Source organism: Pseudomonadota bacterium, assembly GCA_022572885.1.
Classification (GTDB): Bacteria; Pseudomonadota; Gammaproteobacteria; order Steroidobacterales; family MnTg04; genus MnTg04.
Map to the genome: position 1 here is coordinate 13092 of JACZVC010000005.1, position 26077 is coordinate 39168.

The 26077-nt window shown below is 56.8% G+C and carries 24 protein-coding genes; 16 read left to right on the forward strand and 8 right to left on the reverse strand.

Going from position 1 to position 26077, the window contains the following annotated elements; genetic code table 11:
• Positions 1-30: 30 nt before the first annotated feature.
• The gene (locus IIA05_02890; protein MCH9026048.1) at positions 31-507 is read right to left on the reverse strand and encodes an NUDIX hydrolase; all 477 of its coding nucleotides are present in this window, start codon (positions 505-507) and stop codon (positions 31-33) included.
• A 175-nt stretch (positions 508-682) separates the two neighbouring features.
• Between IIA05_02890 and IIA05_02895 the strand changes: the two genes are divergently transcribed.
• The 3 genes from IIA05_02895 (at position 683) to IIA05_02905 (ending at position 6183) form a co-directional block, all read left to right on the forward strand.
• The gene (locus tag IIA05_02895; GenBank protein ID MCH9026049.1) at positions 683-2005 is read left to right on the forward strand and encodes an outer membrane beta-barrel protein; all 1323 of its coding nucleotides are present in this window, start codon (positions 683-685) and stop codon (positions 2003-2005) included.
• A 188-nt stretch (positions 2006-2193) separates the two neighbouring features.
• Positions 2194-3720: a FecR domain-containing protein gene (locus IIA05_02900; GenBank protein MCH9026050.1), complete on the forward strand. Its 1527-nt coding sequence runs from the start codon at positions 2194-2196 to the stop codon at positions 3718-3720.
• A 144-nt stretch (positions 3721-3864) separates the two neighbouring features.
• The gene (locus IIA05_02905) at positions 3865-6183 is read left to right on the forward strand and encodes a hypothetical protein (GenBank protein MCH9026051.1); all 2319 of its coding nucleotides are present in this window, start codon (positions 3865-3867) and stop codon (positions 6181-6183) included.
• 42 nt (positions 6184-6225) lie between these two features.
• Here the strand turns inward: IIA05_02905 and IIA05_02910 are convergent, their stop codons facing one another.
• Together IIA05_02910 and purB are read right to left on the reverse strand one after the other, a co-directional pair.
• Positions 6226-6714 (reverse strand): hypothetical protein, encoded by a 489-nt coding sequence (locus IIA05_02910; protein ID MCH9026052.1) that lies wholly within the window; start codon positions 6712-6714, stop codon positions 6226-6228.
• A 9-nt stretch (positions 6715-6723) separates the two neighbouring features.
• Positions 6724-8088, reverse strand: a complete 1365-nt coding sequence (purB, locus tag IIA05_02915) for an adenylosuccinate lyase (protein MCH9026053.1) — start codon at positions 8086-8088, stop codon at positions 6724-6726.
• Between the two features lie 129 nt (positions 8089-8217).
• Here purB and IIA05_02920 point away from each other — a divergent pair, with 129 nt between their 5' ends.
• From IIA05_02920 to IIA05_02950, 7 genes are all read left to right on the forward strand, one after another.
• A complete protein-coding gene (locus IIA05_02920) occupies positions 8218-9603 on the forward strand; it encodes a class II fumarate hydratase (GenBank protein ID MCH9026054.1) in 1386 nt (461 codons plus the stop codon).
• Complete coding sequence (locus IIA05_02925; GenBank protein MCH9026055.1) at positions 9587-10309, forward strand: CoA pyrophosphatase; 723 nt, start codon at positions 9587-9589, stop codon at positions 10307-10309. Before IIA05_02920 ends, IIA05_02925 begins: the two co-directional genes overlap by 17 nt.
• Positions 10306-11091 carry a nucleoside triphosphate pyrophosphohydrolase gene (gene mazG, locus IIA05_02930; protein MCH9026056.1) on the forward strand — a complete coding sequence of 262 codons (786 nt, stop codon included), beginning with the start codon at positions 10306-10308 and terminating at the stop codon, positions 11089-11091. The genes IIA05_02925 and mazG overlap by 4 nt, the downstream gene beginning before the upstream one ends.
• Before the next feature lie 132 nt (positions 11092-11223).
• Positions 11224-11799, forward strand: a complete 576-nt coding sequence (locus tag IIA05_02935; GenBank protein ID MCH9026057.1) for a glycine zipper 2TM domain-containing protein — start codon at positions 11224-11226, stop codon at positions 11797-11799.
• Between the two features lie 29 nt (positions 11800-11828).
• Positions 11829-12134: a hypothetical protein gene (locus IIA05_02940; GenBank protein ID MCH9026058.1), complete on the forward strand. Its 306-nt coding sequence runs from the start codon at positions 11829-11831 to the stop codon at positions 12132-12134.
• A 3-nt stretch (positions 12135-12137) separates the two neighbouring features.
• The gene (locus IIA05_02945; protein MCH9026059.1) at positions 12138-12818 is read left to right on the forward strand and encodes a response regulator transcription factor; all 681 of its coding nucleotides are present in this window, start codon (positions 12138-12140) and stop codon (positions 12816-12818) included.
• A gap of 8 nt (positions 12819-12826) precedes the next feature.
• A complete protein-coding gene (locus IIA05_02950) occupies positions 12827-14170 on the forward strand; it encodes a hypothetical protein (protein ID MCH9026060.1) in 1344 nt (447 codons plus the stop codon).
• Positions 14171-14200: 30 nt separating this feature from the next.
• Here the strand turns inward: IIA05_02950 and IIA05_02955 are convergent, their stop codons facing one another.
• Both IIA05_02955 and IIA05_02960 read right to left on the reverse strand, forming a co-directional pair.
• The gene (locus IIA05_02955; protein MCH9026061.1) at positions 14201-14959 is read right to left on the reverse strand and encodes a slipin family protein; all 759 of its coding nucleotides are present in this window, start codon (positions 14957-14959) and stop codon (positions 14201-14203) included.
• 2 nt (positions 14960-14961) lie between these two features.
• Positions 14962-16353: a nodulation protein NfeD gene (locus tag IIA05_02960; protein MCH9026062.1), complete on the reverse strand. Its 1392-nt coding sequence runs from the start codon at positions 16351-16353 to the stop codon at positions 14962-14964.
• 123 nt (positions 16354-16476) lie between these two features.
• Between IIA05_02960 and IIA05_02965 the strand changes: the two genes are divergently transcribed.
• Both IIA05_02965 and IIA05_02970 read left to right on the forward strand, forming a co-directional pair.
• Positions 16477-16959: an asparaginase gene (locus tag IIA05_02965; protein ID MCH9026063.1), complete on the forward strand. Its 483-nt coding sequence runs from the start codon at positions 16477-16479 to the stop codon at positions 16957-16959.
• 23 nt (positions 16960-16982) lie between these two features.
• Positions 16983-17900, forward strand: a complete 918-nt coding sequence (locus tag IIA05_02970; protein ID MCH9026064.1) for an MBL fold metallo-hydrolase — start codon at positions 16983-16985, stop codon at positions 17898-17900.
• Between the two features lie 51 nt (positions 17901-17951).
• Here IIA05_02970 and IIA05_02975 read toward each other — a convergent pair whose 3' ends face one another.
• Both IIA05_02975 and IIA05_02980 read right to left on the reverse strand, forming a co-directional pair.
• Positions 17952-19475: an aldehyde dehydrogenase family protein gene (locus tag IIA05_02975; GenBank protein ID MCH9026065.1), complete on the reverse strand. Its 1524-nt coding sequence runs from the start codon at positions 19473-19475 to the stop codon at positions 17952-17954.
• Positions 19472-20644: a saccharopine dehydrogenase NADP-binding domain-containing protein gene (locus tag IIA05_02980; GenBank protein MCH9026066.1), complete on the reverse strand. Its 1173-nt coding sequence runs from the start codon at positions 20642-20644 to the stop codon at positions 19472-19474. The genes IIA05_02975 and IIA05_02980 overlap by 4 nt, the downstream gene beginning before the upstream one ends.
• A gap of 158 nt (positions 20645-20802) precedes the next feature.
• Between IIA05_02980 and IIA05_02985 the strand changes: the two genes are divergently transcribed.
• Positions 20803-22176, forward strand: coding sequence for a 3-deoxy-7-phosphoheptulonate synthase (locus IIA05_02985; GenBank protein MCH9026067.1), 1374 nt, complete (start codon positions 20803-20805; stop codon positions 22174-22176).
• Here the strand turns inward: IIA05_02985 and IIA05_02990 are convergent.
• Positions 22148-22732, reverse strand: coding sequence for a pseudouridine synthase (locus tag IIA05_02990; GenBank protein ID MCH9026068.1), 585 nt, complete (start codon positions 22730-22732; stop codon positions 22148-22150). The genes IIA05_02985 and IIA05_02990 overlap by 29 nt on opposite strands.
• Before the next feature lie 109 nt (positions 22733-22841).
• Here IIA05_02990 and IIA05_02995 point away from each other — a divergent pair, with 109 nt between their 5' ends.
• Genes IIA05_02995 through uvrC form a run of 3 tightly spaced genes read left to right on the forward strand, consistent with a single transcriptional unit; the run spans position 22842 to position 26065 of the window.
• Positions 22842-23513 (forward strand): response regulator transcription factor, encoded by a 672-nt coding sequence (locus tag IIA05_02995; protein ID MCH9026069.1) that lies wholly within the window; start codon positions 22842-22844, stop codon positions 23511-23513.
• 60 nt (positions 23514-23573) lie between these two features.
• Entirely contained in the window at positions 23574-24230 is a 657-nt protein-coding gene (locus tag IIA05_03000) for a uracil-DNA glycosylase (GenBank protein ID MCH9026070.1), read from the forward strand.
• A complete protein-coding gene (gene uvrC / locus IIA05_03005; GenBank protein MCH9026071.1) occupies positions 24230-26065 on the forward strand; it encodes an excinuclease ABC subunit UvrC in 1836 nt (611 codons plus the stop codon). The genes IIA05_03000 and uvrC overlap by 1 nt, the downstream gene beginning before the upstream one ends.
• The last annotated feature ends 12 nt before the right edge of the window (positions 26066-26077 follow it).

The following is a 26077-nucleotide window of genomic DNA, read 5'->3' on the forward strand; positions in this document are numbered from 1 at the left end:
TTTTTTTTGACCGCCTTGGCGATCTGCGCCTCAGGAAACCTGGTCGCGATTTTTACGAGTCAGCGGCAGATGACTGACCAGGTCCAGAGGAAATCGTTGCCCCGCGAGATAGTCATCGATGCAACGCATTACCATGGGGCTGCGCAGTTGGCCGGAACGAGCAAGCAACTGCCCTCTATCCAACCAGACCGCACGAATTATTCCGCGGTCCAGATTTCGACCCGGAAGATGTTCAAGAACATCGCCGGTAAACGCAAAACGGATAAAAGTCTTTTGCTTTTCAGGATGGGTCCACTGATAAATACCGATCAGAGCTTTCGGTTCGAAATTCCAGGCGGTTTCTTCCAGTGTTTCACGAATGGCTGCCTCGACCAGGCTCTCGCCGGGCTCGAGATGACCGGCGGGCTGATTCAAGACCTTGCGGCCATCGGCGAACTCTTCGACCAACAAAAAACGGTCATCCTTCTGGATGACCGCGGCAACTGTTACATGAGTGATCCATGACATTCGGGAAGTATACCGTCAGCGAAACCGGGCGGCTGAAAAATCCGTCAATTCCTTCGCGCAAAATGTGAATTCCTTCACGTTTGCCGCCTGTCGAATTGTCTATCCTGCAAAACAACTGCGATGTTATGTAACATCGGGTCCAGGGAGCATTGGCAGCCAGGGAGGTTAATTCTGCATGACATCCAATTGTAAACGGATTTTCAAATCGCTGATCCCCATACTGGCCCTGGTGTATACGGGCGTGGCCATGGCCTCCGACGACGGTCTGCGAAAAGCACAGCATATGCTGAATCTGGGGCAGCCTGCTCAGGCGCTTGCAATTCTTTCGCCCATGGAACCGCAACTGGCCGGTGACAGCCGGTTCGACTATCTGTTCGGTTTGGCGTTGCTTGAAACCGGTCATACCGGAAAAGCGATTTTCGCCTTGCAACGCACTGTCGATAATGACCCGTCGTTTGCGGCGGCGCGCCTGGATCTCGCCCGCGCTTTTTTTGTGGAAGAGAATATGGTGGAAGCAAGATTTCATTTACTGATACTTCGCGATCAGAATCCGCCACCGGTAGCGCAGCGGGAAATCCGCAATCTACTGGCGCGAATCGACAGCAGAAACAGGCCGGGGGAAAATCGCTATCAAGCTTACACCGAGTTTGCCGCGGGCTTTGACAGCAACGCCAATGGCGCAACGGACACCAGCAGCTTTCTCGGATTCGTGCTGGATCCGGAAAGCAGGGAAACCGACAGCCCCTATGCGTCCTATGCGATTGGCGGCGAGATTCAACGGCCTTTCGAAAAAGGGTTGATCTGGAGCACACGGGCGGATCTGGGGCAAAGAAATTATCCCGATGCTTCCTTTGTAAATACCACCCTGGGCAGTATTCGCTCACGCATCAGAAAGCTTGGCGACACGACACAGTACTCCGGTGGCCTGATGGCTTACCGGCTGGATACCGACAGCAAGCTAAACAGCCAGGGCATCGGTCTGGCAGGGGATTACCAGCGCAAACTGAACAGCAAAACCTATTTTTCTCTGCTGGGAAAACTGACCATGATCCGGTATGCGGACAATCAGGACATTCGGGATGTCGATCAGTTCCTGATCGGGTCAACGATCAGTCGGGTTTTTGGCGCTTCCGGGTTGGGCAATGCGAGTGCAACATTGTTGCTTGGCCGCGACGATGCCCGGTTGCCGAGCTCGAAATACAGCCGCTACATTACCGGCCTGCAGGTGTTTGTTGGCTGGAATTTCAATAGCAAAGTCCGCTTCCAGACGATGGCGGGCATAAGCCGGTCTGAATATGATGAAGTATTTTTCCCGCAACAGATCAATCAGGACCGCCGGGACACGCTGAGCCAAATCACGCTACGCATAACCTGGAAGATCAATCGGCACTGGTTGTTAAATTACAGTTATGCGCACCAGAAAAATAACTCCAATGTCGAAATATTCGGCTTCGATCGAGACGTCGCCGGTCTGTCACTGAGACGAATCTGGCGCTAAAAAACAGACCATTCCCGATCGGGACCGCAAAGTGTGACGTGGGTCTCACTTTGCGCGCGCTCTATTGAACATATTTTTGGGAAGGTCTTACCAAGTGTGAAGCCGTTCACAGCGATTTTTCAGGAAATACCCTAATTTAGGCTTGCCGGAAATATTGGCCAAAACCAAGCGGGAAGGCAGGTACGACCATGAATATACGATTCGCAGTAACCAAGGGGCTTCTCCTGACAGCCATGCTGATAATGCCGATGATTGCTTCGGCAGAGGCGGGGAAGGTTACGTTTGTTTTCGGACAGGCCTGGCTGGATAGTGCGGACGGGACACGCCAGGAAGTGGTCAAAGGCATGAGCTTCGAAAATGGAGATCATTTCAGCACCGCTGCAACCGGGCGAGTGCAGTTGCGGATGGCGGATGGCGGACTAATCGCCCTGAGGCCGTCGACCGAGTTCGTGATCGAAGAATTTTCCTATGCCGGTTCGGATGCCGGCACTGCTGACAGCCAGGATCGAAGTTTTTTTAGCCTGGTGAAAGGTGGATTTCGATCCATAACCGGCGCCGTCGGGAAAAAAGACAAGAGCGCATATCGCGTGCGTACCCCGGTCGCCACCATCGGTATACGCGGAACTGATTATGACGCGGTCTATTGTGAGGCTGCGTGTGAGCCAGGAGACACCGGCCTTTATGTAGGCGTAACGGAAGGCGGCGTCATTTTGACCAATGCGGCGGGGTCGCTTGAGCTTGGTCCTGGCCAGTATGGTTATGTTGCGGATGAGGACAGCGCACCGGAGATGTCTGCCGATGGCGTGGATGTGCTCGCCGCAGGCATTGCTTGGATCGGTGAGAACGAAGAATCCGACGCAGAGGTACAGGTTGTGGTTACCGGCACCGATGGCAGCGGTCAGCCAACCAGCCTGACTGAAGGCAACGATGTCCAGGCGTCCCAGCCAGGACAGGTAGGATTTGCGGCCGGTCCACTGGCGACAGTCGATCAGTTTAGCGGCGTTTCCTCCGGTCCCAGTGCATCGGTCCTAATGACCGGCAATGGTGACCTGGTCAAGTTTGGCGGACCCATCCCGACAGATTCTCAAGGCAATACCAGCGATGTTATCTACAGCGTTGGCAGTGCCGAAATTCTCGACCGCGGCGAGGACGCCGCATCGGGTATTCGGTGGGGCCGCTGGGCCAACGGATCGATTTCGGTTATGGACAGCACCGGTGCCAGTACCGATCACGATCTCGGAAATTCGAGCCTGCACTGGGTAACCGGGTCGGTCGGCCAGCCGACGCCTGTGTTACCGACCACCGGCTCGGCCAATTTTACGCTGGTCGGCAATACCAACCCGACCGATAACGCGGGCAATGTGGGTACCCTGGGCTCCGCGAGCCTGAGCGCCGATTTTGATCGGCAGACGGTCGATGCGGATGTCTCGCTGTCTATGGATGCCAATAATGAAATCTGGAATGCATCGGCGACCGATATTGCGATTGACAACGCGGACGCGACATTCGGTGGATCATTCGATGACGTCACCGTTACCGACACCACGGATGGCTCTGTCAGCCAGGGTGACGGAAGCCTTAGCGGATTCTTCACCGGCGATGAAAATGGCAACATCTCAGGTGCGGGTTTCGGCTATTCACTGGAAGACGGTATGGGAACGTCGGTAACTGGCGCTGTGGCATTCGATGCCGATGAACCACCCGGCGGCGAATAAACAAGTTCGCGATAACGAAACCAACAGGCGGCCATGACCAATAGTCCGGCCGCCTGATTTTTTTGGCTGTGGTTTGTGTGATGTGAGACACGTCATATTTGAGCCAATAAGGACAAACTGCCGAAGCAGTTAGGACCGTGACCGATGATGCAGCTACCGCATTCGACAATATTGCGCGCAGGCCTGGCCGGCCTTCTGCTGGCGATAGCCGGATGCGGTGGCGGTGAAGACAACGCCGGCAGCGTGACGGTCGAGAGCCTTGCGGTGCTAAGCATCGAAGGCGTGGCATCCAAGGGGCCGCTGGCGGATGCGAACATCGATCTTTGGCCTGTCGATGCCGCGGGTGAACCGAGCGGCTCAGGTCCTTTACTAAGCACGGTCACCGACGGCACGGGTCACTGGTTCGCCACCCTCGATTCAAATGCGCAATTGTTGATAGCCACGAGCCGCGGCGGCAGCTACCTCGATGAATCCGATTCGACGCCGGACCCGGCGCTAAAACGGGTCGTTCAACTGGCTGCCAGCGATGAATTGCAAGGCCTGGTATTGTCGGGGAGTTCCACGGCTGCGATCAACATGATCAGCCAGGCCATGCTGACGAGAGCCCGGGTCCGCACGGGTCCGGTCAGTTTCCCGGTCGCGGTCGATGAAGTCCGCAGCGAAGCGATTCAGGTTTTCGGGTTTGACATTTTTACAGTTCTGCCGCAAGACCCGATCGCACCGGATCCGGTTTCACCGGAAGTGCAAAGACAATACGCCCTGTTGCTCGGCGGGCTCGCCAATGTCCTGAATGATATCGCCGTCAGAAACGGGATACCGGTTCCAACGTTCAGCATGGTTGAGGCAGTCAGCCAGGATTTGTCCGATTGTTTAATAAACGGCCGGGACTCGGCTGGCACCGTCTTTTTTTTCCTGAACGGCAGCTTTGTCGCCCTACCGAGCGACCTCGATCTGAACAGTCAGGTCATCAGGTTCCGCAACAACAACTTCGTGGTGTTTTCCGATACCGCGGTGCCGGTGGTTGACCCGACTGCGTGCTCCGCCATGCCACCGTCGGGTGACACCATCGCCCCGGTGTTTTTACAAGTACCGCCACCTTTTATCGTCGCCGCAAGCGATGCGAATGGAACCCTGTCGTCGGACCCGGCTATTGCGGGAACGCTTTCCCTGGTCCAAGCGACCGATGACAGCGGTGATCCGGTGCGGATTATTCACGATGCGCCACCTATTTTCGCGCTCGGTGAAACCCTGGTCACCTTTATCGCTACCGACAGTTCCGGAAATACATCGCTGGCTACCACGCGGGTCACGGTGCAGGACCAGATGGCGCCAACCATACAAGCGCCCGCGGATATTACCCAGGTACGGAGCGGGGCGCTGACCGTGGTCAGCCTGGGACCAGCGGTGGTGGCGGACAACGTGACCACCGTAGGCCTGCTGGTCGTTGGCAACGACGCACCCGCCGCGGGCTTTCCCGTTGGCATACATACGGTGATCTGGACGGTCCGGGACGAGGCCGGCCTGATTAGCACGGCCAGCCAGTTGCTGACGATTACCACGCCGAATGCGCCGCAATTGTTGCAAGCGGTGCCGGATTCAACAGCGATCGAGGGCCAGTTCTTTGCGATGGATCTGGCGGTCTTTTTTGGCGATAGCGATGGAGACGTGCTTTCGTTCGCCCTGCTTGGCTTGCCCGCAGGGAGCGGTCTGTTCTTTGACCCGGCCAGCGGGTTACTCAGCGGGTCGCCATCCGATGCCGATGCCAAGTCCGGGCCGCTCAATCTGACTGTCTGGGCCAGCGACCTTGCCGAGTCAGTCAGCGACAGCTTCGTATTGTCGATAACGGACGTCAATAACCCGCCGACATTTGGCGTTGCAGACTTATTGCTGGCGGAAGATTTCGCCGGTACCGCAGTCCTTGCCGTGGTTCCTGGCCCGGTGACCGCGGACGAGTCCGGACAGAGTGTCAGTTACGGCATCAACCCCGATCCGGCTCTGATTGGCTTTGCAAATCTGGTTTTCGATTCTGCCAGCGGTACGCTGAGCGCGGTCGCCGTGGCAAACATGAATGGCAGCCAGATTTTTACTATTACGGCTGACGATGGCCAGGTAATAAACAACACCTGGCAACAGAATTTTCTTTTTGCGGTATCGGCAATAAACGACGCGCCCGTTTTCAGTATTCCCGGTGATGTTGTATTGCCATTGAATTTCCCCGGTATCGTCAATTTCGATGTCACGCCCGCCGCGGTTAGCCCGGATGAAGCGGGGCAGACGGTTAGCTACACGATCAGTCCGCCGATAGATTTCGCCGCTATCAACATCGATCCGAACACAGGTCAGGTCACGATTACGCGCCTGCCGGATCTGTTTGGCAGCCAGTTGATGATCATCACCGCATTTGATGGCGGTGCTGAGAACCCCAGCCACAGTGAAGGATTTGTGCTGACAGTCGGCCCCTGACCTGGCCCGGATTATTCATCAACAAGACAGGGTAGAGCGATTTTACAATCTTATTTCACGTAGCTCGGGGGTTTCGCTGGCATTTTCCCAGACGCTATCGAAGGTTTCCAGCCATTCCTTAATGCGAATCGGATCGGCGGTAATCAGCTGGCCATCCCAGCGTTCGAATGAAGGCCGATAGATCATCGAGTGCCGGTCACAGATGATAAGCGATGCAGTCAGGCTGGTGTCCCGCGGCGCTGCACGCATTTCAAAGTTGCTGCTCAGCTGTCGGGCCAGGGCAAGAAATCTTGGCCCATTGACGACTGCCTGGCGCGGTTGCCGGATAAGAATCCTGATCAGCAAGCGTCTTCTTTGCAAAATTTTCTGGCGCAGAGATTCGGTCAGGGCGGCGTCATTGAACAATGCCGGATTCAGCCGGCAGCTCACAATATTCAATGCCGTCGTCGAAGCCAGTATCAGCTCCTCAAATGCAGCCGTAGCCTGGTCCCGGGTCTGGATTATCGCCGGCAGATTACTTTCGCCAGGCATTTTTAGCGATCAGGTCCGCCGCCGCGATCTGGACATACCTAGATAAGTCTCTGGCGAAAGATCCAGCAGCGCGGTGCGGGCCTGCTCCGGAATATCCAGGCCATTGACAAAAGCGTGTAGCTGGTCGCGGGTAATTTGCCGGCCCCGAGACAGCTCCTTGAGCTGCTCATAGGAATTCTCGATGCCATAGCGACGCATCACGGTCTGCACGGGTTCCGTCAATAATTCCCAGCTCTGCGTCAGGTCCGCGGCCATTTTTTCCTGACAGGCTTCCAGTTTGCCCAGCCCCTTGTCCAGGGACGCCATGGCAATCAGCGCGTGTCCAATCCCGGCACCCAGGTTACGCAATACCGTGCTGTCGCTCAGGTCACGCTGCCACCTGGAGATTGGCAGTTTGGCGGAAAAATGGCTCAGCAGCGCTGTCGCAACACCCAGGTTACCTTCTGCATTTTCGAAATCGATCGGGTTAACCTTGTGCGGCATCGTCGAGGAGCCAACTTCCCCCTTGACAGACTGCTGGCTGAAATAACCGAGGGAAATATAACCCCAGATGTCGCGCGACAAGTCGACCAGTACGGTGTTATAGCGGCAAAGCGCGTCGCAATATTCGGCAATCCAGTCATGCGGCTCAATTTGTGTTGTGTAGGGGTTCCATGCCAGACCAAGCGACTGGACAAAATCCCGCCCCAGAGTATCCCAGTCTATATCCGGGTACGCCGAAAGATGCGCATTGAAGTTGCCGACTGCCCCATTGATTTTTCCCAGTGCCTCGACACCGCCAAGCTGGTGACGCTGTCGTTCCAGGCGATGGACAACGTTTAGTAATTCCTTGCCCATCGTGGTCGGCGAAGCAGGTTGTCCGTGGGTCCGCGATAGCATTGCCATGCCCAGGAATCGTTCGCCCATTTCATCCAGCTTTTTCTCCAGCTTCTGCATTGCCGGCAGCAGAACCGAATCCCGGGTCTCGACCAGCATCAAAGCGTAAGCCAGGTTATTGATGTCCTCCGAAGTACAGGCGAAATGTACGAACTCACGCGCTGCGGCTGGTTCACCGGCCGCTGCGAGCTTCTGCTTGATGAAGTACTCGACCGCCTTGACGTCGTGGTTGGTCGTCGTCTCCAGGTTCTTGATTTCCCCGGCGTCGTCCTCGCCGAAGTTTTCTTCCAGGTCTGCCAGCGCCGCCATGCCCCGATCCGACAAACCTTCGAGTTCGGCTATGCCAGGATGTTCCGCCAGCATCTTCAGCCAGCGTATTTCGATCAGCACACGGAAGCGGATGAGCCCATATTCGCTGAGCAGGGGACGAAGCTCATCGCATTTTTCGGCATAGCGCCCATCGACTGGTGAGAGGGCGGTCAGAGGGCTGTAGTTCATGCCTGTCAAACCCAGAAATGATAGGATTGAGAATGATACATCATTGCCTGCCGCGAAGGAGTCTGGCGGCGCCCAATCCAGATGTTCACGTCGGTCAGGCGACCCGCAAAGAAATAAATGGAGAACAGGATGGCCGCTAAGGAATTCCGCACTGAAAGTGACAGCATGGGTGAACTCGATGTGCCGGCAGAAGCATTATGGGGCGCACAGACCCAACGTGCGGTACAGAATTTTCCGATCAGTGGACTAACCATTCCACGCCCGTTTATCCGGGCGCTTGGCCTGATCAAATGGACCGCCGCCGGCGTCAACGAGGAGCTCGGTGGACTGGATGCCGAGCGAGCGGATGCCATCCGAACAGCCGCGCTGGCGGTTGCCGATGGCAAGCACGACGAGCATTTTCCCATCGATGTGTTTCAGACCGGTTCCGGCACCAGCTCCAACATGAACGCGAATGAAGTGGTAGCGCGTCTGGCCAGCACCGACTCGCTGACGGTACACGCCAACGACCACGTCAATATGAGTCAGAGCAGCAACGATGTAATTCCGACAGCGATCCATGTCAGCGCCGCCCTGGAAGTACACGAATCCTTGCTGCCAGCGCTGGCCCATTTGTCCTCGGCGTTGCAGAAGAAGGCTGCGGAATGCGCTTCGGTGGTCAAGACCGGACGAACCCACCTGATGGATGCGATGCCGGTTCGTCTGGGTCAGGAGATTTCCGGCTGGCAAAGCCAGATCGACCTGGGCACGGAGCGGATCACCGATAGCCTGGGCAGAATGTACCGGCTTGCCCAGGGAGGTACCGCGGTAGGCACCGGCATCAACGCTGATCCGCAGTTTGGCGGCAAGTTTGCCGCCCGGTTGGCGGGCAAAACAGGGATTCCATTCGCCAGCGGCAACAATCACTTTGCCGGTCTCGCCTGCCAGGACACGGCGGTTGAAATGTCTGGTCAGCTGCGGGTACTGGCGGTAGGCCTGATGAAAATATCCAATGATCTGCGGCTGATGAACAGTGGCCCGCTGGCGGGGCTTGGCGAGATTTCCCTGCCGGCGTTGCAGCCGGGCTCCAGCATCATGCCCGGCAAGGTCAACCCGGTCGTGCCCGAAGCCGTTTGCATGGTTGCCGCCCAGGTGATGGGCAACGATGCCACCATCGCTATCGGTGGCCAGGCTGGAAATTTTGAACTCAATGTCATGTTACCGGTAATCGCTTACAACCTGCTGCAGAGTATTGAAATCCTGACCGGCGCCTCGCGAGTGCTCGCCGATTCGGCGATAGCAGGCTTTACCGTCAACGAGGAACGAATCGGCGCAGCGCTGGCGCGAAACCCGATCCTGGTAACCGCGTTGAATCCCATTATTGGCTACGAAAAAGGCGCCGCGATTGCCAAGAAAGCCTATCGGGAAGGCAGATCGGTCCTCGATGTCGCAAACGAGGAAACAGACTTGCCGAGGGAAGAACTCGAGAAACTTCTCGACCCCAAAGCCCTGACGGGCGGTGGCGTCAAAAGTTAGCCTGCCCAGCAATCGGCATATCAATGCCTCGACTTTCAATTACTTGCCCGCCGGCAGCCATGGCACTGGCGAAATATGTGCGCCGCTAATGCGCGAGCGCATTCTGGCAGTCCTGAAAAATACCGCACCGGCATCCGACCCGGTCGAAGCCGCCTTGGCGGGCGACTTGCCGGAGCGCGCGCGCAAACTGATAAGGCCGGAAACCCTGGTTCCCGCCGCCGTCCTGATACCGTTGGTCGGAGCAACGGATACCGAGGTCATACTGACCCGCAGAGCGGGCCATCTGAAACACCACGCAGGGCAGATCAGTTTTCCCGGTGGCAGGTTGGAAAAGCAGGATGCAGGGCCGCTTGCCGCGGCGTTAAGAGAGGCCGAGGAAGAAATAGGTCTGGATCCAGCCTGTGTCGAAATCGCCGGCTATCTCGCACCCTATATCACGATCACCGGTTTTGTCGTGACGCCGGTGGTCGGTTTCCTGCGTAGCGGGTACACGGTAGCGGCGGACCAAGTGGAAGTCGACGAGGTTTTCAAGGTGCCGATGGCTTTTTTGTTGAATCCGGATAACTGGGTCAGGCGAAATCGCGAGTTCATGGGCGTGCCAGTGACTTACCATGAGATTCCCTGGCAGGACCGGAATATCTGGGGCGCCACCGCCGCGATGTTGATCGCTTTCTCTAAATTATTAAGTAAAAACAACATTTTATGAATAACTTGGATAAGTTACTCGAAGTAATGGCTAGACTCAGGGACCCGAAGACCGGCTGCCCGTGGGACCTGGAACAGGATTTTGCCAGCATCGCACCACATACCATCGAAGAAGCCTATGAAGTTGCGGATGCAATCGGCAAGGGCGATATGCGCGAGTTGCAGGAAGAACTCGGCGATTTGTTGTTCCAGGTCGTGTTTCACGCGCACCTGGCGGCGGAACAGGGCGAGTTCGATTTTTACGCTGTTGCGGGGTCCATCTCCAAAAAACTGACGCAAAGGCATCCGCACGTTTTTGGCGATGCCGAATCCCGGGATTCCGCCGAACAGACCAGGCAATGGGAAGAGCACAAAGCCGGTGAGCGCCGGAGCAAAGGACAGCACTCGGTATTGGACGGGATTCCAGTTGCGCTGCCTGCGCTCAGCAAAGCGCAAAAGCTTGGCCAAAGAGCGGCAACGGCAGGGTTCGACTGGCCGGATCGGGATGGCCCGCGGCGGAAAATTGACGAGGAAATGGTGGAACTGGACAGCGAACTCGATAACGGCTCTGCAAGGAGACAGGCCGAGGAGATTGGCGATCTGCTGTTTTCCGTGGTGAACCTGGCCCGCCACCTGGATGTCGATGCTGAAACCGCGTTGCGCGAGGCGAACCGGCGGTTTGCAACGCGCTTTCAGAGCATGGAAACACGCCTGCAAGAGTCAGGGCAGAAATTGTCGGAACTCAGCCTCAGCCAGCTCGAACTTGCCTGGCAAAAAGCCAAGAAAAACCTCCGCGGTGGATAACTCAGCATCCCATCAGGCCTTTATTTTCAAGCTTTTCAACTGATTCAGTTTAGGTTCAGGATAGTGCCTATATGCTGGTATCGAAGCTGCGAAGGACCGCGGCTTTGGAGCAGATGAAAACGGAGCACAATCATGAAAAATCGTAACTTGCTACTGGGCATATGCGCACTGGCCCTGGTGCTACCTGGGCTGGCGGCAGCCGATCACGACGATGACCGGCGTACGGATCGGGGCAAAATTGTTTATGCCCGGGTCATCAAGGTACAGCCGATTATTCGTTACGTGACCGTCAAGGTTCCTGTACAGGAGTGCTGGGACGAACGCCGGTATCGGTCCCGTTACCACTCCGCTTACCCCGATAGCGGTGGCGCGACGATAATAGGCGCCATTATCGGTGGGGTGATCGGCAATCAGTTTGGCAGTGGTCACGGCCGCAGGGCGACGACCGCGCTGGGCGCATTGCTTGGTGGTTCGCTGGCTCGCGATGCGGCGATCAGGCGTGCAGAGCGCGAGGGACGCTACGAGCCACACCAATCGTATGTTGTGCAACGCTGCGCGACCTCCTACGACTACCGTGAGGAAGAACGGGTCGATGGCTATGAAGTGACCTACAGATACAAAGGCGATACCTACATGACCCGGATGCCCCGGGACCCGGGCAAACGTATCCGTCTGCGGGTCAGTATCACGCCGGTCGCTGATTACTGAACTTGCCCCTTCGCCGGTTCGGTCGGACAATGTCGCATATGACACTCAGGATACTCATCATATGTCTGGCATTGGCCGGGCCGGCGGAGGCTTTTGCCACGGCAGCGGCGCGCGATTATCAGACGCCCGGCATACCCATCCATCGGCTGGCCCAAAACCAAAGCTTCACGCTGGACCAGGCGGTGGACAAAGTCAGGGCGAGATATGGCGGAAAGGTTATCAAGGCCAGCACGCGACGACAGAAAGACCGTCCTGTTCACATCATAAAAATTCTTGGCGACGATGGCCGCGTCCGTACCGTGCGGGTTGACGGGATCAACGGACGGATACTCTAGACCATGCGTTTGTTAATCGTAGAGGACGACCCCGTACTTCGAGGTAGCCTGGCCGAACAATTGAGAGAAGCGGGTCATGTTGTCGATACTGCGGGAGACGGCAAGGAAGGACTGTATTTCGCGGAGGAGTTCAAGCCGGACCTCGCAATTATCGATCTGGGCCTGCCAATCATGTCGGGGATGGATTTAATTGGCGCGATTCGCGAAAAAAAGCTCAGCTTCCCGATACTGATATTGACGGCAAGAGATCGCTGGCAGGAAAAAGTTGACGGATTGTCAGCGGGGGCCGACGATTATCTGACCAAACCTTTTCAGCTCGAAGAACTGATCGCCAGGGTAAACGCCCTGATCCGGCGTGCCGCGGGTTTTGCCAGCCCGGTGATTTCATGTGGCCGGGTCAGCATGGACACATCCGCGCAAAGCGTAACGGTTGCTGGCGGGGAAGTTGTGCTGACGGCGTTCGAATATCGTTTGCTCGAATGCCTGATGCTGAGGGCGGGCCGGGTGATATCGAAGGCCGAGCTCACCGATCGTCTGTACGACCAGGACTTCGAAAGGGACAGCAACGTCATCGAGGTTCTGGTCGGCCGCTTGCGGCGCAAGCTCGATCCGGAAAACAGCACCAATCCCATCGAAACTTTACGCGGGCGAGGATACCGCTTCAACCTCGAGACTACCGACTGATGCAGTCGATGAGCCGGCGACTGCTGCTCTCCAGCACCTTGTTGCTGGTCGTGTTTCTCGGTGCCGCCGGCGTTATCCTGGATACCGCATTTCGCGAAGCGGGCAAGCAGGCGCTTGAAGATCTGCTGAAGGTGCAGATTCTGACCATGCTGAGCGCGGTGGTTGAAGTCGCGGGGCCGACGCTGGTGATGCCGGACGACCTTGCCGAGGCCCGGTTTCTCAGCCCCGGTTCCGGGCTCTATGGAGAAATTGTCGAACCCGGTGGCGAGCGCGTATGGCGTTCTCCGTCTTTGCTCGGGAGCCTCGATTTCGGTGGCTGGCTGGATCCGGGCGAGTCGTACACGCGGCGGCTGGCTGGTCCGAACGGCCAGCAACTGATGGCCTTGTCGATGGGCATCGAATGGGAATTCGATAACCGCGAATCAAGGCAATACCGGCTGACGGTCGCCCACGACATGGAGAGCTATTTCTCACAGGTCCAGGCCTTTCGCAAAAAGCTGCTGACCTGGTTTAGCGGTCTGACTGTTTTGCTATTGATCGCCCAGGCGCTGGTCCTCAGGCGGGGTTTACAACCACTGCACCAGGTTGAACGGGAAATTGCGGCCATCGAGTCCGGCGAACGCAGCGAACTCAGCAGCGACTACCCGCGGGAGCTAACCGGTGTAACCGGCAACCTGAATGCGCTGATCGAAAGCGAGCGCAGGCGCCTGAAAAGATATCGCGACACGCTCGACAACCTGGCACACAGCCTGAAAACGCCGCTTGCCGCCAGCACCAGCCTGCTCGAAGAGTCCGAGTCAGTGGATCGCGAAAAACTGGCAAGACAACTGGCCCGAATGCGCGATATTGTCGATTTCCAGTTGAAAAGAGCCAGCGTTTCGGGGGTCAGCGGTCTGGGTCAGGAGCCGGTCGACGTGCGCGCGGCGCTGCACCAGTTGCGTGAAGCGCTGGACAAGGTTTACCTGCACAAAGGCCTGCAGATCGAACTGGAAATCGCAGCGGGTGTGAAATTCTTTGGCGCCAGGGACGACCTCCTGGAAATGATGGGCAATTTGATGGATAACGCCTGCAAGTGGGCCCATTCGAAAGTCAGGGTGAGGGCTGATGTTCGCAGCGGGGGGAAAAGACCTGGGCTGGAACTGGGCGTGGAGGACGATGGCCCCGGCATCCCGGTTGACAAAAGGGAAGACGTCCTGGGCAAAGGGGTCAGGGGCGATGAGCGGATGCCCGGACAAGGAATCGGCCTGGCGGTCGTGCGCGAGATCACTGAACTGTACAGCGGCAGATTGACGGTCACGGACAGCGATCTGGGCGGCGCCCGCATCTCCCTGCGGTTTGGCGATTTCAGGTAGGACCAACCGCCATGACCGACGGGTCTGGTCTCAGTCGCCCTTGATTCTTTTCATTAGTGGCTCGATGAGATCCATCGGCAACGGGAACACGATGGTCGAACTCTTGTCGCCGGCGATATCGGTCAGCGTCTGCATGTACCGCAACTGCATCGCGTTGGGTTCTTGCGACAAGGTAGCGGCTGCCTCGACCAGCGCAACGGCAGCCTGTTTTTCGCCTTCGGCATGGATCACCTTTGCCCGCCGGGTTCGTTCGGCTTCCGCCTGCTTGGCGATGGCCCGAATCATGCTTTCATCGATATCCACGTGCTTGATTTCGACATTGGCGACCTTGATCCCCCATGAATCGGTGTTTTCGTCGAGTATCGCCTGAATATCGTGGTTGAGCTTGTCTCTCTCCGACAGCATCTCATCCAGTTCGTGCTGGCCAAGAACCGAGCGCAGCGTGGTCTGGGCAAGCTGGCTCGTTGCTTCAAAATAATTGGCAACCTGGATGATCGCTTTTTCAGGATCCACGACGCGGAAATAGATCACCGCATTAACCTTGACCGACACATTGTCTTTTGAAATGACGTCCTGGGTCGGCACATCCATGACGATCAGCCGCAGATCGACCCGCACCATTTTCTGGATACCCGGGATAATGATGATCAGTCCCGGCCCTTTGACCTTGTAAAAGCGCCCAAGCAGGAACACGACGCCACGCTCGTATTCCCTGAGAATCTTGAACGTCATAAAAAGAAGAAAAACGACGGCCAAGCCTATATAGAACATGATGTCAAACCCAAACATGGTTAAGTCTCCTGTGTGCTGTTTACCGGTTCGACAGTCAGGTGCAAGCCACTGATAGCAGTGACCCTGACTGGCTGTCCATCCATTATCAATTGACTGGAACTGGCCTGCCACAATTCGCTGTGGACAAAGACTGTGCCTTTCTTGTCGATATCGCCCCGTGCGATTCCGGTCATACCGATCATTTGCTCACGGCCGCTGACTATCGGCTGCGTTCTCGCGCGATTGGCGAAATAAACAATGCCGACGATCATGGCGCTGCTCAGTATAGCGACCGAAAAAATCAGATTGCGGGAAATCTCGTAACCGGGGATATCGGTATCCATGAGGATGATCGATCCGGTTACCAGTGCGATCACCCCGCCTATACCGAGCACGCCAAAGCTCGGCGCAAACACTTCCGCGATAATCAGAATAACGCCGAGTACGATCAGGGCGAGCCCCGCATAATTGACCGGCAGAATCTGGAATGCATAAAGCGCCAGCAGAATCGAAATTGCGCCGACGACACCGGGTACAATTGCGCCCGGGTTGTAACCTTCGAAAATCAGCCCATAGATTCCGAGCATCAACAACATATAGGCAACCGTTGGGTTGGTAATCACCGATAACAAACGGTTTCGCCAATCGGGTTCGATCACTTTGATATCGAGCCCGGCCGTCGTCAGCGTTTGCTCGCTACCGTTAACCTCGACGCTCATGCCATCGATATCCTGCAGCAGTTGCGCCTGCGTTTTCGCAACTAGGTCGATAATCCCGAGTTCGAGCGCTTCCGATGCCGTGACATTGACGGCCTCGCGAACCGCTTTTTCCGCCCAGTCGACGTTTCTGCCCCGCAATTCCGCCAGGCCGCGAATATAAGCGACGGCATCATTGATGGTCTTGCGCTCCATGGCAGTGGTGCCCGTATCCTTTGTTTTCGATTTTTTCTCGACTTCTTCGTCACCTGCCTCTTCATCCTCTGCGTCCTCTTCGTCCTCAGAGTCGGGCTTTCTCGGGCCATCGCCACCGATCTGCACCGGTGTCGCCGAACCAATATTGGTAGCCGGTGCCATCGCTGCTATATGGCTGGCGTACATGATATAGGTACCGGCGCTCGCGGCCCGGGATCCGGGGGGCGCGACATAACCGACCACCGGTACCGATGATTGCAAAATGGCATGAATGATATCCCGCATCGACGAATCCAGACCGCCTGGCGTATCCATCCGGATGATTACCACTGCGGCATCTTCGCTGGCGGCATCGGCGATGCCTTTGCTCAGATAGTCGCTGGTCGCCGGCCCGATGGCGCCATCTATCGTCAGCAGGTAGGCGACTTTATCTTCCTGGGCAATGGCGGGCATGGCCAGCAGACACGCGAGCAGCAGGAAATGGCGGACATATGCAAGCATCGGTGACCCCCTCGTCATCACGATGATAACAGGAAGACACTGTAGCGAAGGAAGATTTTAGCCCGGGCCAGTGGTATCCCGGGCTATACTCTGCGCCGATACCTGCGACCTCCAGGCGTTTTCATGCACTTAAAGATTATTGCTACCGGCGGCACCATCGACAAAATTTATTTCGACGCCAACAGTGAATTCGAAGTTGGCGAGCCGTTGATCGGCAAGGTGTTGCAAGACGGCGGTGCCGCCTTTGATTATGAGATCATTCCATTGATGCGCAGGGACAGCCTGGACCTCACCGACGAAGACAGGAAGCTGATCCGTGACGCGGTCATGGCCGATGGTTTGCGTCACGTGCTGATCACGCATGGGACCGATACCATGACGGAGACGGCTGCGGCGTTGGGAGATGTCGGTGAGCGGACGGTCATTTTAACCGGGGCGCTCAGCCCAGCCCGTTTCCAGATTACAGACGCTGTATTCAATGTCGGGCTGGCCGTCGGCGCGGTGCAGAGCAAACCGGCGGGCGTTTATATTGCAATGAATGGCAGAATTTTCGATGCCGATAAAGTACACAAGAACCGGGAACGGAATTGTTTCGAAGAAATCTGAAATCAACAACACAGGGGATATGCATGAAAAAAACAAGTTACTGGCTGAGCGCAGCGTTGCTGGTGTCCCCGGCGACTGCGTGGTCTCAGGAGGAAGTGGAAATCAAGGTCCAGCAGCTGACCGAGCATATTTATATGCTGGAAGGGCGGGGCGGCAATATCGGCCTTTCCATAGGCGACGATGGCGTGTTTATGATCGACGATCAATATGCACCGCTTACGCCGGCAATACTCGAAGCGATCGGCAATTTGACGGACCAGCCAGTCAAATTTGTACTTAACACGCATTGGCACGGGGATCACACAGGCGGCAACGAAAATCTCGGCAATGCGGGCGCAATCATCGTCGCTCACGACAAGGTACGGGAGAGAATGAGTACTGAACAATTCCGGAAACTGATCGGTGGCCGGATACCACCCGCAGCCGAAGCAGCATTGCCGACTGTCACCTTCAACGACCGGATCAGTTTTTTTATGAACGATGATGAAATCCAGGTATTTCATGTCGCTCCGGCCCATACAGACACAGATTCGATGGTTTATTTTTCCTCCGCCGATGTGCTGCATATGGGCGATGTCTTTTTTAACAAGCGGTTCCCGTTTATCGACGTCGATCTTGGCGGTTCCGTCGATGGCACCATCCACGCGGTCAACCTGGCCCTGGAGATGACGACCGAGAAAACCAGGATTATTCCCGGACACGGGCCGCTGGCGAGTCGCCAGGATCTGCAAGATTACCGCGACATCCTACTCACCGTCAGGAACTCTGTGGCGGTACTGATCGCGCAGGAAAGCACGCTGGAACAAGTGCTGGCTGCGCAGCTCACGGAAAGCCTGAACGCAACCTGGAACTGGAATTTTATCAATGGGGACAGGCTGGTAGAACTGATTTACGCCGATCTTTCACCGGGTACGGGCGCTGCCGATAGCGAGAGCGAATAAGCGAAAAAAACGGGTCTGATGGCCCGCTTTCTTCGCCGGGATTCGGCGTGCTTAGCCGAGATCGAACTTGATCCCCTGGGCCAGTGGTAATTCCTTGCTCCAGTTGATGGTGTTGGTCTGCCGGCGCATATAGGCTTTCCACGCATCCGATCCCGATTCGCGGCCGCCGCCGGTTTCCTTTTCGCCGCCGAAAGCGCCGCCAATCTCGGCGCCGGACGTGCCGATATTGACATTGGCAATCCCGCAATCGCTACCGATGACCGACAGGAAGGTTTCGGCGTTCTGCAGATTATCGGTAAAAATAGCCGATGACAGACCCTGGTCGACGTCGTTGTGCATCGCCAGCGCCTGCGCAAATTTGGTGTACCTGATGATGTAAAGCAAAGGTGCAAAGGTTTCTTCCCGAACAATATCCCAGTCATTTTGAGCGCGGGCGATTGCCGGTTCGACAAAGTTGCCAGGGCCGTCCAGCACCTTGCCGCCACACAGGATTTCGCCACCCGCGTCTTCCACCCGTTTAAGCGCAACCAAAAATCTGTCCACGGATTGCTCGTCAATCAACGGTCCCATCAGGGTGTCGGGTGCCAGCGGATCGCCAATCCTGACCTGTCGATAGGCATGCACGAGATGCCTTTCCAGTTCCTCCGCACGGCTTGCGTGGACGATGACCCGGCGGGTACTGGTGCAGCGCTGGCCCGCGGTGCCAACCGCGCCAAAGGCAATGGCAGGCACCGCCAGTTCCAGGTTTGCGTGTTGGTCTACGATGACGGCGTTATTGCCCCCCAGTTCCAGCAGAGAACGTCCCATGCGCTGTGCGACCCGATGGCCAACCTGGCGACCGATCTTGCAGGAACCGGTAAAGGACATGAGCGCAACCCGAGGGTCGTCGACGAAGCCATTTGCCAGTGAGTTATCGCCGTCTATAAAAGTCTGAAAAATGGCGGGGTACCCATGTTTACTCAGTACCCGATTGCAGATGTGCTGGACGGCAATCCCGCACAATGGCGTTTTTGGTGACGGTTTCCAGACACAGACATCACCGCAGATAGCGGCCAGAAAGGCATTCCAGGACCACACCGCGACCGGAAAATTGAATGCACTGATGATGCCGATGACACCGAACGGGTGCCATTGCTCGTACATCCTGTGCTGCGGCCGTTCCGAATGCATCGTGTAGCCATACAGCATTCTCGACTGGCCGACGGCAAATTCCGCAATATCGATCATCTCCTGGACTTCACCGTCTCCCTCTGCCTTGATTTTTCCCATTTCCATCGAAACGAGGCTGCCCAGCGGGTCTTTGTATTTTCGCAATTCTTCGCCGATCAGGCGTACCGCTTCCCCGCGTTTCGGCGCGGGAACCGATCGCCATTCGAGAAATGCCTGCTGCGCCTGGCTCATGACTTTCTCATAGTCCTCGGCCGACGCCGACCCGACCCTGGCGATGACTTCCCCGGTTGCCGGGTTGATGGAATCCAGTACCTTCCGGTCTGCTCCGGGTAGCCAGCCGTCCTTTCCGGCCCAGGCGGCAGGATTCAATTCCTCCAGACCCAAAGCCTGCAATATTTCATTCATTTGGCGTCTCCACTGAGTCGGTTTCCATGACCGGTTTCACCGGTCGCGATCGCCCGCATGGACACGGCGTTGCTGCCGCCATGCGCAAAATATTTGCCGAATCGGTTATCCAGAATATCTTTGAGACGAAAATCTTCCTGGCGGACCAAACCGCTGTACTGGATGCCATTGGATACCACCAGGTCAAGCACGCTGCAGATACCGGCAGCCGTGGTGACCTGGATAGCCGACCACAGGCGCCCGGCGATCATTTCCGGAAACACCTTGTTGACGTAGTTTTCTTCGCGCAGTTGGCCATCCTGCATCCCGGTAACCGCCGCATAGATAATGACCACGTCCTGCAGCGTGTGGGGAACAGCGTTTTCCAGAATTTTCTTCAAAGTGTCACGGTCTTCGTTGAGCTTGAGATCGTTCATCAGCAACCGCATCTGCGCGCAGTGCCCAGGATAGCGTATGGTCTTGTAATCCATTGTCACCGCCTGGCCGGCATAACTTTCCGCCAGCGAGCCCAATCCACCCGAAGTATTGAACGCTTCGTAGAGCGTGCCATCGAGTTCAATTTCTTCCAGACCCTCCAGCGGCAGCACATCCACCAGTTCGCCGTTGACGACGGCGTGACACAAATTGCCATATTCGTTGATGACCCCATCGGTGGACCAGGTCAGCGAATATTTCAGTGCATTGTTCGGATGCTGGGGCAACGCGCCCACCCTGAGTTTTACCGATCGCAGTTCGTCAAAATGGCTGATCAATTCCTTGGCCGCGATACTGATAAATCCGGGCGCCAGACCGCATTGCGGTACGAACGCGCGATCCGCCCCCTGCGCGATTTCCCGGATTGCCCTGCTCACGGAAACATCTTCGGTCAAGTCGAAATAATGTATCCCTTTGTCACGGGCGACCCGGGCAACCGCTTCGTTGCAGAAATAGGGCAAACCGGAAACTACGGCGGCCACCGGATGGTCATCGATGTACGCGGCCAGTTTGATCGCGTCGGTGGCGTCCAGCTCATGCGCCGTCACGTTATCCAGTCCGTGCGACTCGGTAACCGACCGGGCCGCGGCGCCGTCTATATCGGCGAGTTGAACCTGGTAGTCACCGGAATCGGCCAGCAAGCCGCTGATCAAAGCGCCTATTTTCCCAGCCCCGAGTACGAGTATGCGATGCATCTGCCTGCTCCAGTTGTGACGACCTGTTTGCCGGGCCGCGGAATTTGCGAAAACCCGGCTGCGGCGGGCTAACAGGAGGCGCATTGTGCCAATAGAACCCGTGATTTTCCATAGTCTTTTGGCTTTTGCCCGACCGGCAAAGCGACTAACATGCCCTGATGAGCAGGAACCCCAGGCAATCAGACTGGCATCCGGCGAGCTGGCAGAATCGGCCAGCGAGCCAGATGCTGCCCTATCCCGACCAAAACAAGGTGGCGGACGTATTGTCGCGCCTGGGCCGTCTGCCGCCACTGGTTACTTCGTGGGAGGTCGAGCGCCTCAAATCGGAGCTGGCCGAAGCGCAGCGCGGCGAGCGATTTCTCCTGCAGGGCGGTGACTGCGCGGAGCGATTCGATGAATGCAATTCGGAGCTGATCGCAAAGAAACTGAAAATCCTGATGCAAATGAGCCTGGTCCTGTTGTATGGGCTGAAAAAGCCGCTGGTTCGGGTCGGGAGAATTGCAGGCCAGTACGCCAAGCCGCGTTCGACCGACACCGAGACGCGCGATGGGATTACCTTGCCCACCTTTCGTGGCGATCTGATCAACAAGCCTGGGTTCACGCCGGAAGAGCGGACGCCGGACCCGGAATTGATGCTGGTAGGTTACCAAAGAGCTTCGCTGACGCTGAATTTTATTCGCGCGCTGGTCGACAGCGGATTTGCCGATTTGCATCATCCGGAATACTGGGATATGGATTTTGCCAGCCACTCGTCGCTGGAACAGGAATACCGGCGTATCGTCAGTTCGATCAGCGATTCGATGGACTTTTTCGAGTCCATTTCAGGCCGTTCCATTCATCAAACCACCCGCGTTGCCATGTTTACCAGCCACGAAGGCCTGCATCTGCCGTACGAGCAGGCGCAGACCCGGTACATACCGCGCCGGGAGCGCTGGTATAACCTGGCAACCCATTTCCCATGGATTGGCGTGCGCACCGGCGATCTGGACGGCGCCCATGTCGAATACTTCAGGGGGATCTCCAACCCGCTGGGGATCAAGGTGGGACCCGGGATGACCGGCGAGTCGCTGCAGAAGCTGCTGGCGGTACTCAATCCGCTGAATGAGCCCGGTCGTATTACGCTGATTCACCGATTCGGAGTCAGCCAGATCAAGAAAAGGCTGCCGCCTTTGATTCGCGCGGTGCAGGCTACCGGTTCGCCGGTGCTGTGGTGCTGCGATCCCATGCACGGCAATACCGAAGTTACCGCGGACGGGGTCAAGACCCGGCGTTTCGACAAAATCCTGGATGAACTGGAAATGTCGTTCGAGATACACGGTCGCACAGACAGCCATCTCGGTGGCGTTCATTTCGAGATGACCGGCGAGGACGTGACCGAATGTACCGGTGGCGCTCGCGGTCTGACCGACGCAGATCTGGCCAGATCCTACAAGTCCCAGGTGGATCCGCGGCTAAATTATGAGCAGGCCCTGGAACTGGCCATGCGAATTACCGGCAAAAACTTCAGGTCAGACGCCAGCCAAGATTCCTGAAATCGCTCGCCATCCGGTCGCGTGATATTTCGCGCCATTGCCCGGGCATCAGCGTCCCCAGCGACCATGGCCCGATATCCGTCCGGATAAGGCGCAGGGTCGGCAGGCCCGCGGCGGCTGTCATTCGCCTTACCTGGCGGTTCAGACCACGCTCAATCACCAATTCCACCCAGTGATCCGGTACCGATTTTCGAACGCGGATCGGTGGGGTTCGCGGCCATAGTCCGGCTGGTTCGGGTACAGTTCGCGCCGCGGCGGCGCGCACCAGCCTGCCCTTGAGGCGGACACCGGCGCAAAGGGCGGCCAGGGCATCCGGCGAAGGCCTGCCCTCGACCTGAACCAGGTAGGTTTTCGCCAGCTGGTATATTGGATCGGATATTCTCGCCTGCAAACCACCGTGGTCAGTCAGCGCCAGCAGACCCTCGGAGTCAAAATCCAGCCTCCCGGCTGGATAAACGCCTTTTTGATCCACCCAGCGGGCAAGCGTGGCGCGCCCGTCTGCGTCGCTAAACTGGGAAAGACATCGAAACGGTTTATTGAGCAGCAACAAGCGCATAACCCGACCATGCCAGATCAGGCGGCCGGTTGAAATATGCGGATTAATTGTCCGCAATCGACAGATTATTGGCTGTAGTCCGTCACGCCGCCTGCCTAGCATGTATCCCATGCCTGCAAATCTCAATATCCTGCTGCTCGACCCGGAACCACTGACTCGCCTGGCGCTCGCAGAAATGATTCCGCGCCTGGGCAAGATGCAGGTGATCTGCCAGACCCATAGCCTGGCGAACTGCATCCAGCAAACGGAGAGACTGTGGCCGGACATTGTACTGGTCCGGGAAAAGCATCCACTGGTAGATGCCCAGCAGCTCGCCAGCGCTTTTTCCGCACGGGGTTTCCGGAACCTGGTTTGCATCTCCGAAGAAAGCCGGCCGGTATATCTCAAACACCTGATCAACCTTGGGGTAGCGGGTCTGCTGACCGCTGAGTGTAGCCCCGCGGAGCTGAAATCCTCGCTGGAGTCGGTTGCCAGGGGCCACAGCTATGCCTCGCCCGCGGTCGCCAGGTCGTTGATGCGGGAGCCCGGCCAACCACAAGGTTCGCCGATCGAGAGCCTGTCCCGGCGCGAGTTCCAGGTGTTGCGCCTGATCTGTGCCGGCCTCAATGCCGGGGAAATTGCAAAAAAACTCGGGCTGAGCCCAAAAACCATCAGCACCTACCGCTACCGGATCCGGTTGAAACTCAATCTGAAGAATTCCGCGGAACTGATTGCCGCGGGCCTTCGCATGAGTGAAAAAGGCCTGCTTTCTGCAAACAGCGCTATCCCGGTAAGCAGCTAACCCTGCCATCCATTGGCAAGACATTGCCGATTCCCACGCACTCGCTTCATACTAGCCCCCATGAGCGAGCAAGAGTTTTCCATCGACTGCAGGCGGTGCCCGAGGCTGGCTGGTTTCCTGGACGAGGTAGCAGAGCGTTATCCCGATTACCATGCCCGGCCGGTCGCACCTTTTGGCGACGATGGTGCGCGACTGCTGATTGTCGGCCTGGCTCCGGGGATGCATGGTGCAAACGCAACGGGCCGGCCGTTTACCGGCGATTACGCGGGCATATTGTTGTATCAAACCTTGTTCGACCTGGGGCTTGCCAGCCAGCCGGATGCAACTGCGGTCGATGATGGCCTCGAACTCTATGGCTGCCGGATAACCAATGCCGTCAAGTGCCTGCCACCGGGGAACAAACCGACCGGCAGCGAAATCGATACCTGCAACGATTACCTCGCAGCCGAACTCGAGCGCCTTCCTGATGCGTCGGTCGTGTTTGCGCTGGGAACCATCGCCCACCGCGCTATTCTCAAGACCCAAAAATGCAAATTATCGGCATTTCCTTTTGCGCATGGCGCGGAACACCGACTGGAGAAATTTCACCTGGTGGACTCGTACCATTGCAGCCGTTACAACACCCAGACCCGCCGGCTGAACCAGGCCATGTTCCTGTCGGTACTCGGGCGGGCAAAGACGCTCGCCGGGCTAGGTGAGTCGACCCGCGTATTGTGATGGCAAGAAAATCAGCCAAACCCGTGTTTGATGCGCAGCCTTTCCTGGCCCGCCTGACCCGTAAACCCGGTGTTTACCGAATGCTGGGGGCCGATGACGAAGTGCTGTATGTCGGTAAAGCCAGAAACCTGAAACGTCGGCTAAGCAGTTATTTCCAGGGCAGGGCGCAAACGGCCAAGACATCCAGGATGCTTGGCGAAGTTCGCAATGTCGATGTAACGGTCACAGCGACCGAAACAGAGGCATTGCTGCTCGAATACAATCTGATCAAAAAATTTCAGCCGCGGTTCAATGTGTTGCTGAGGGACGACAAGAGTTTTCCCTATATTTATGTCAGTACCGATCATGCGTTTCCAAGACTGAGTTTTTATCGCGGCGCCCGCAAGGGGGCAGGGAAATACTTCGGACCTTACCCGAGCGCCCATGCCGTCAGGGAGACATTGAGCTACCTGCAGAAATTGTTTTTGATCCGGTCATGCGATAACAGTTATTTTTCGAATCGCAGCCGACCCTGTTTGCAATACCAGATCAAGAGGTGTTCGGCGCCCTGTGTCGGATTGATCGGGCAAGAAGAGTACCGCAGCGATATTGCCGATGCGCTGCTGTTTCTCGAAGGCAAGAGCAACCTGGTCATCGATGGGCTGGTCGAGCGCATGGATGTTTCCGCGGAAGCCCGGGACTATGAAAAAGCAGCGCATTACAGGGATCAGATAGCCAGCCTGAAAAAAGTCCAGGAACGGCAGTTTGTCTACGGGTGGACCGGGAATTTTGATGCGGTCAGCCTGGTCAGCGCAAAAAACACTTTTTGTATCAGTGTCATGTTCATTCGCTCCGGGCGCAGCCTGGGCAGCAAGTCGTATTTCCCGAAAACCGCGCCGGGCTCGATCGTCAAGGAAGTGATGTCGGCGTTCCTCGCCCAATATTACCTGGCGCGAGAGGCGCCGGATGAGGTGTTAATTTCCAGCCGGATCGATGACGCGGCTTTGCTCGAGGAAACGCTGGGCAAACGAGCCGGCAGAAAAGTTTCTATTCGCCATCGGGTCCGTGGTCAACGCGCGCGCTGGCTGGAGATGACCAGAATCAATGCCGAGCACGCGCTCGGCCAGAGACTGGCTGGAAACGCTACCATGATGGCGCAACTGGAAGACATCAAGCAACAACTGGACCTTGCCGAAGTTCCGCGAAGGCTTGAATGTTTCGATATCAGCCATATCCAGGGCGAGGCAACGGTCGCTTCATGCGTGGTGTTCAACCACGAAGGCGCGGCGAAATCCGACTACCGCCGTTTCAATATCAAAGGGCTAACTCCCGGCGACGACTATGCGGCGATGCACCAGGCGCTGACCCGCCGCTATCTGCGGGTCAAAAAAGGTGAAGTCCCGGTACCGGATATGGTCATTATCGATGGTGGTAAAGGGCAGCTTGCCGAAGCACAGAAAGTGATGCAAGAGTTACAATTGACCGATATTCCATTGTTGGCCGTCGCCAAGGGGGCGAGGCGTCGTGCCGGAAAAGAAAAGCTGTTCTTGTCGGGTCACCGGCAGCCATTTATACTCCCAGCCAGCTCCCCGGCACTGCATCTGATTCAGCAGATTCGTGACGAAGCCCACCGTTTTGCCATCAGCGGACACCGCCAGCAGCGCGCCAGGTCGAGAAAGGTGTCGGTGCTGGAGGCGATACGCGGCCTGGGGCCGAAAAGGCGACGCGAACTGTTGCGCCAGTTCGGTGGGCTACAGGGTGTAAAAGAGGCTCGGATCGGAGATTTGGCCAGGGTAAAAGGGATCAGCCGAAACCTGGCTGAAAAAATACACTCGGTATTCCATCCGGATCAGTAGGCACAAAGGCAT

Bases quoted from the DNA above. Each gene is read 5' to 3' on its own strand.
- IIA05_02960 (MCH9026062.1), bottom strand. From the start codon at position 16,353: ATGCTTGCATATGTCCGCCATTTCCTGCTGCTCGCGTGTCTGCTGGCC.
- IIA05_02920 (MCH9026054.1), top strand. From the start codon at position 8,218: ATGGCCGCTAAGGAATTCCGCACTGAAAGTGACAGCATGGGTGAACTC.
- IIA05_02940 (MCH9026058.1), top strand. From the start codon at position 11,829: ATGTCGCATATGACACTCAGGATACTCATCATATGTCTGGCATTGGCC.
- uvrC (MCH9026071.1), top strand. From the start codon at position 24,230: ATGGCAAGAAAATCAGCCAAACCCGTGTTTGATGCGCAGCCTTTCCTG.
- IIA05_02900 (MCH9026050.1), top strand. From the start codon at position 2,194: ATGAATATACGATTCGCAGTAACCAAGGGGCTTCTCCTGACAGCCATG.
- mazG (MCH9026056.1), top strand. From the start codon at position 10,306: ATGAATAACTTGGATAAGTTACTCGAAGTAATGGCTAGACTCAGGGAC.
- IIA05_02955 (MCH9026061.1), bottom strand. From the start codon at position 14,959: ATGTTTGGGTTTGACATCATGTTCTATATAGGCTTGGCCGTCGTTTTT.
- IIA05_02945 (MCH9026059.1), top strand. From the start codon at position 12,138: ATGCGTTTGTTAATCGTAGAGGACGACCCCGTACTTCGAGGTAGCCTG.
- IIA05_02990 (MCH9026068.1), bottom strand. From the start codon at position 22,732: ATGCGCTTGTTGCTGCTCAATAAACCGTTTCGATGTCTTTCCCAGTTT.
- IIA05_02890 (MCH9026048.1), bottom strand. From the start codon at position 507: ATGTCATGGATCACTCATGTAACAGTTGCCGCGGTCATCCAGAAGGAT.
- IIA05_02905 (MCH9026051.1), top strand. From the start codon at position 3,865: ATGATGCAGCTACCGCATTCGACAATATTGCGCGCAGGCCTGGCCGGC.
- IIA05_02995 (MCH9026069.1), top strand. From the start codon at position 22,842: ATGCCTGCAAATCTCAATATCCTGCTGCTCGACCCGGAACCACTGACT.
- IIA05_02950 (MCH9026060.1), top strand. From the start codon at position 12,827: ATGAGCCGGCGACTGCTGCTCTCCAGCACCTTGTTGCTGGTCGTGTTT.
- IIA05_02910 (MCH9026052.1), bottom strand. From the start codon at position 6,714: ATGCCTGGCGAAAGTAATCTGCCGGCGATAATCCAGACCCGGGACCAG.
- IIA05_02935 (MCH9026057.1), top strand. From the start codon at position 11,224: ATGAAAAATCGTAACTTGCTACTGGGCATATGCGCACTGGCCCTGGTG.
- IIA05_02895 (MCH9026049.1), top strand. From the start codon at position 683: ATGACATCCAATTGTAAACGGATTTTCAAATCGCTGATCCCCATACTG.
- purB (MCH9026053.1), bottom strand. From the start codon at position 8,088: ATGAACTACAGCCCTCTGACCGCCCTCTCACCAGTCGATGGGCGCTAT.
- IIA05_02985 (MCH9026067.1), top strand. From the start codon at position 20,803: ATGAGCAGGAACCCCAGGCAATCAGACTGGCATCCGGCGAGCTGGCAG.
- IIA05_02975 (MCH9026065.1), bottom strand. From the start codon at position 19,475: ATGAATGAAATATTGCAGGCTTTGGGTCTGGAGGAATTGAATCCTGCC.
- IIA05_02970 (MCH9026064.1), top strand. From the start codon at position 16,983: ATGAAAAAAACAAGTTACTGGCTGAGCGCAGCGTTGCTGGTGTCCCCG.
- IIA05_03000 (MCH9026070.1), top strand. From the start codon at position 23,574: ATGAGCGAGCAAGAGTTTTCCATCGACTGCAGGCGGTGCCCGAGGCTG.
- IIA05_02980 (MCH9026066.1), bottom strand. From the start codon at position 20,644: ATGCATCGCATACTCGTACTCGGGGCTGGGAAAATAGGCGCTTTGATC.
- IIA05_02965 (MCH9026063.1), top strand. From the start codon at position 16,477: ATGCACTTAAAGATTATTGCTACCGGCGGCACCATCGACAAAATTTAT.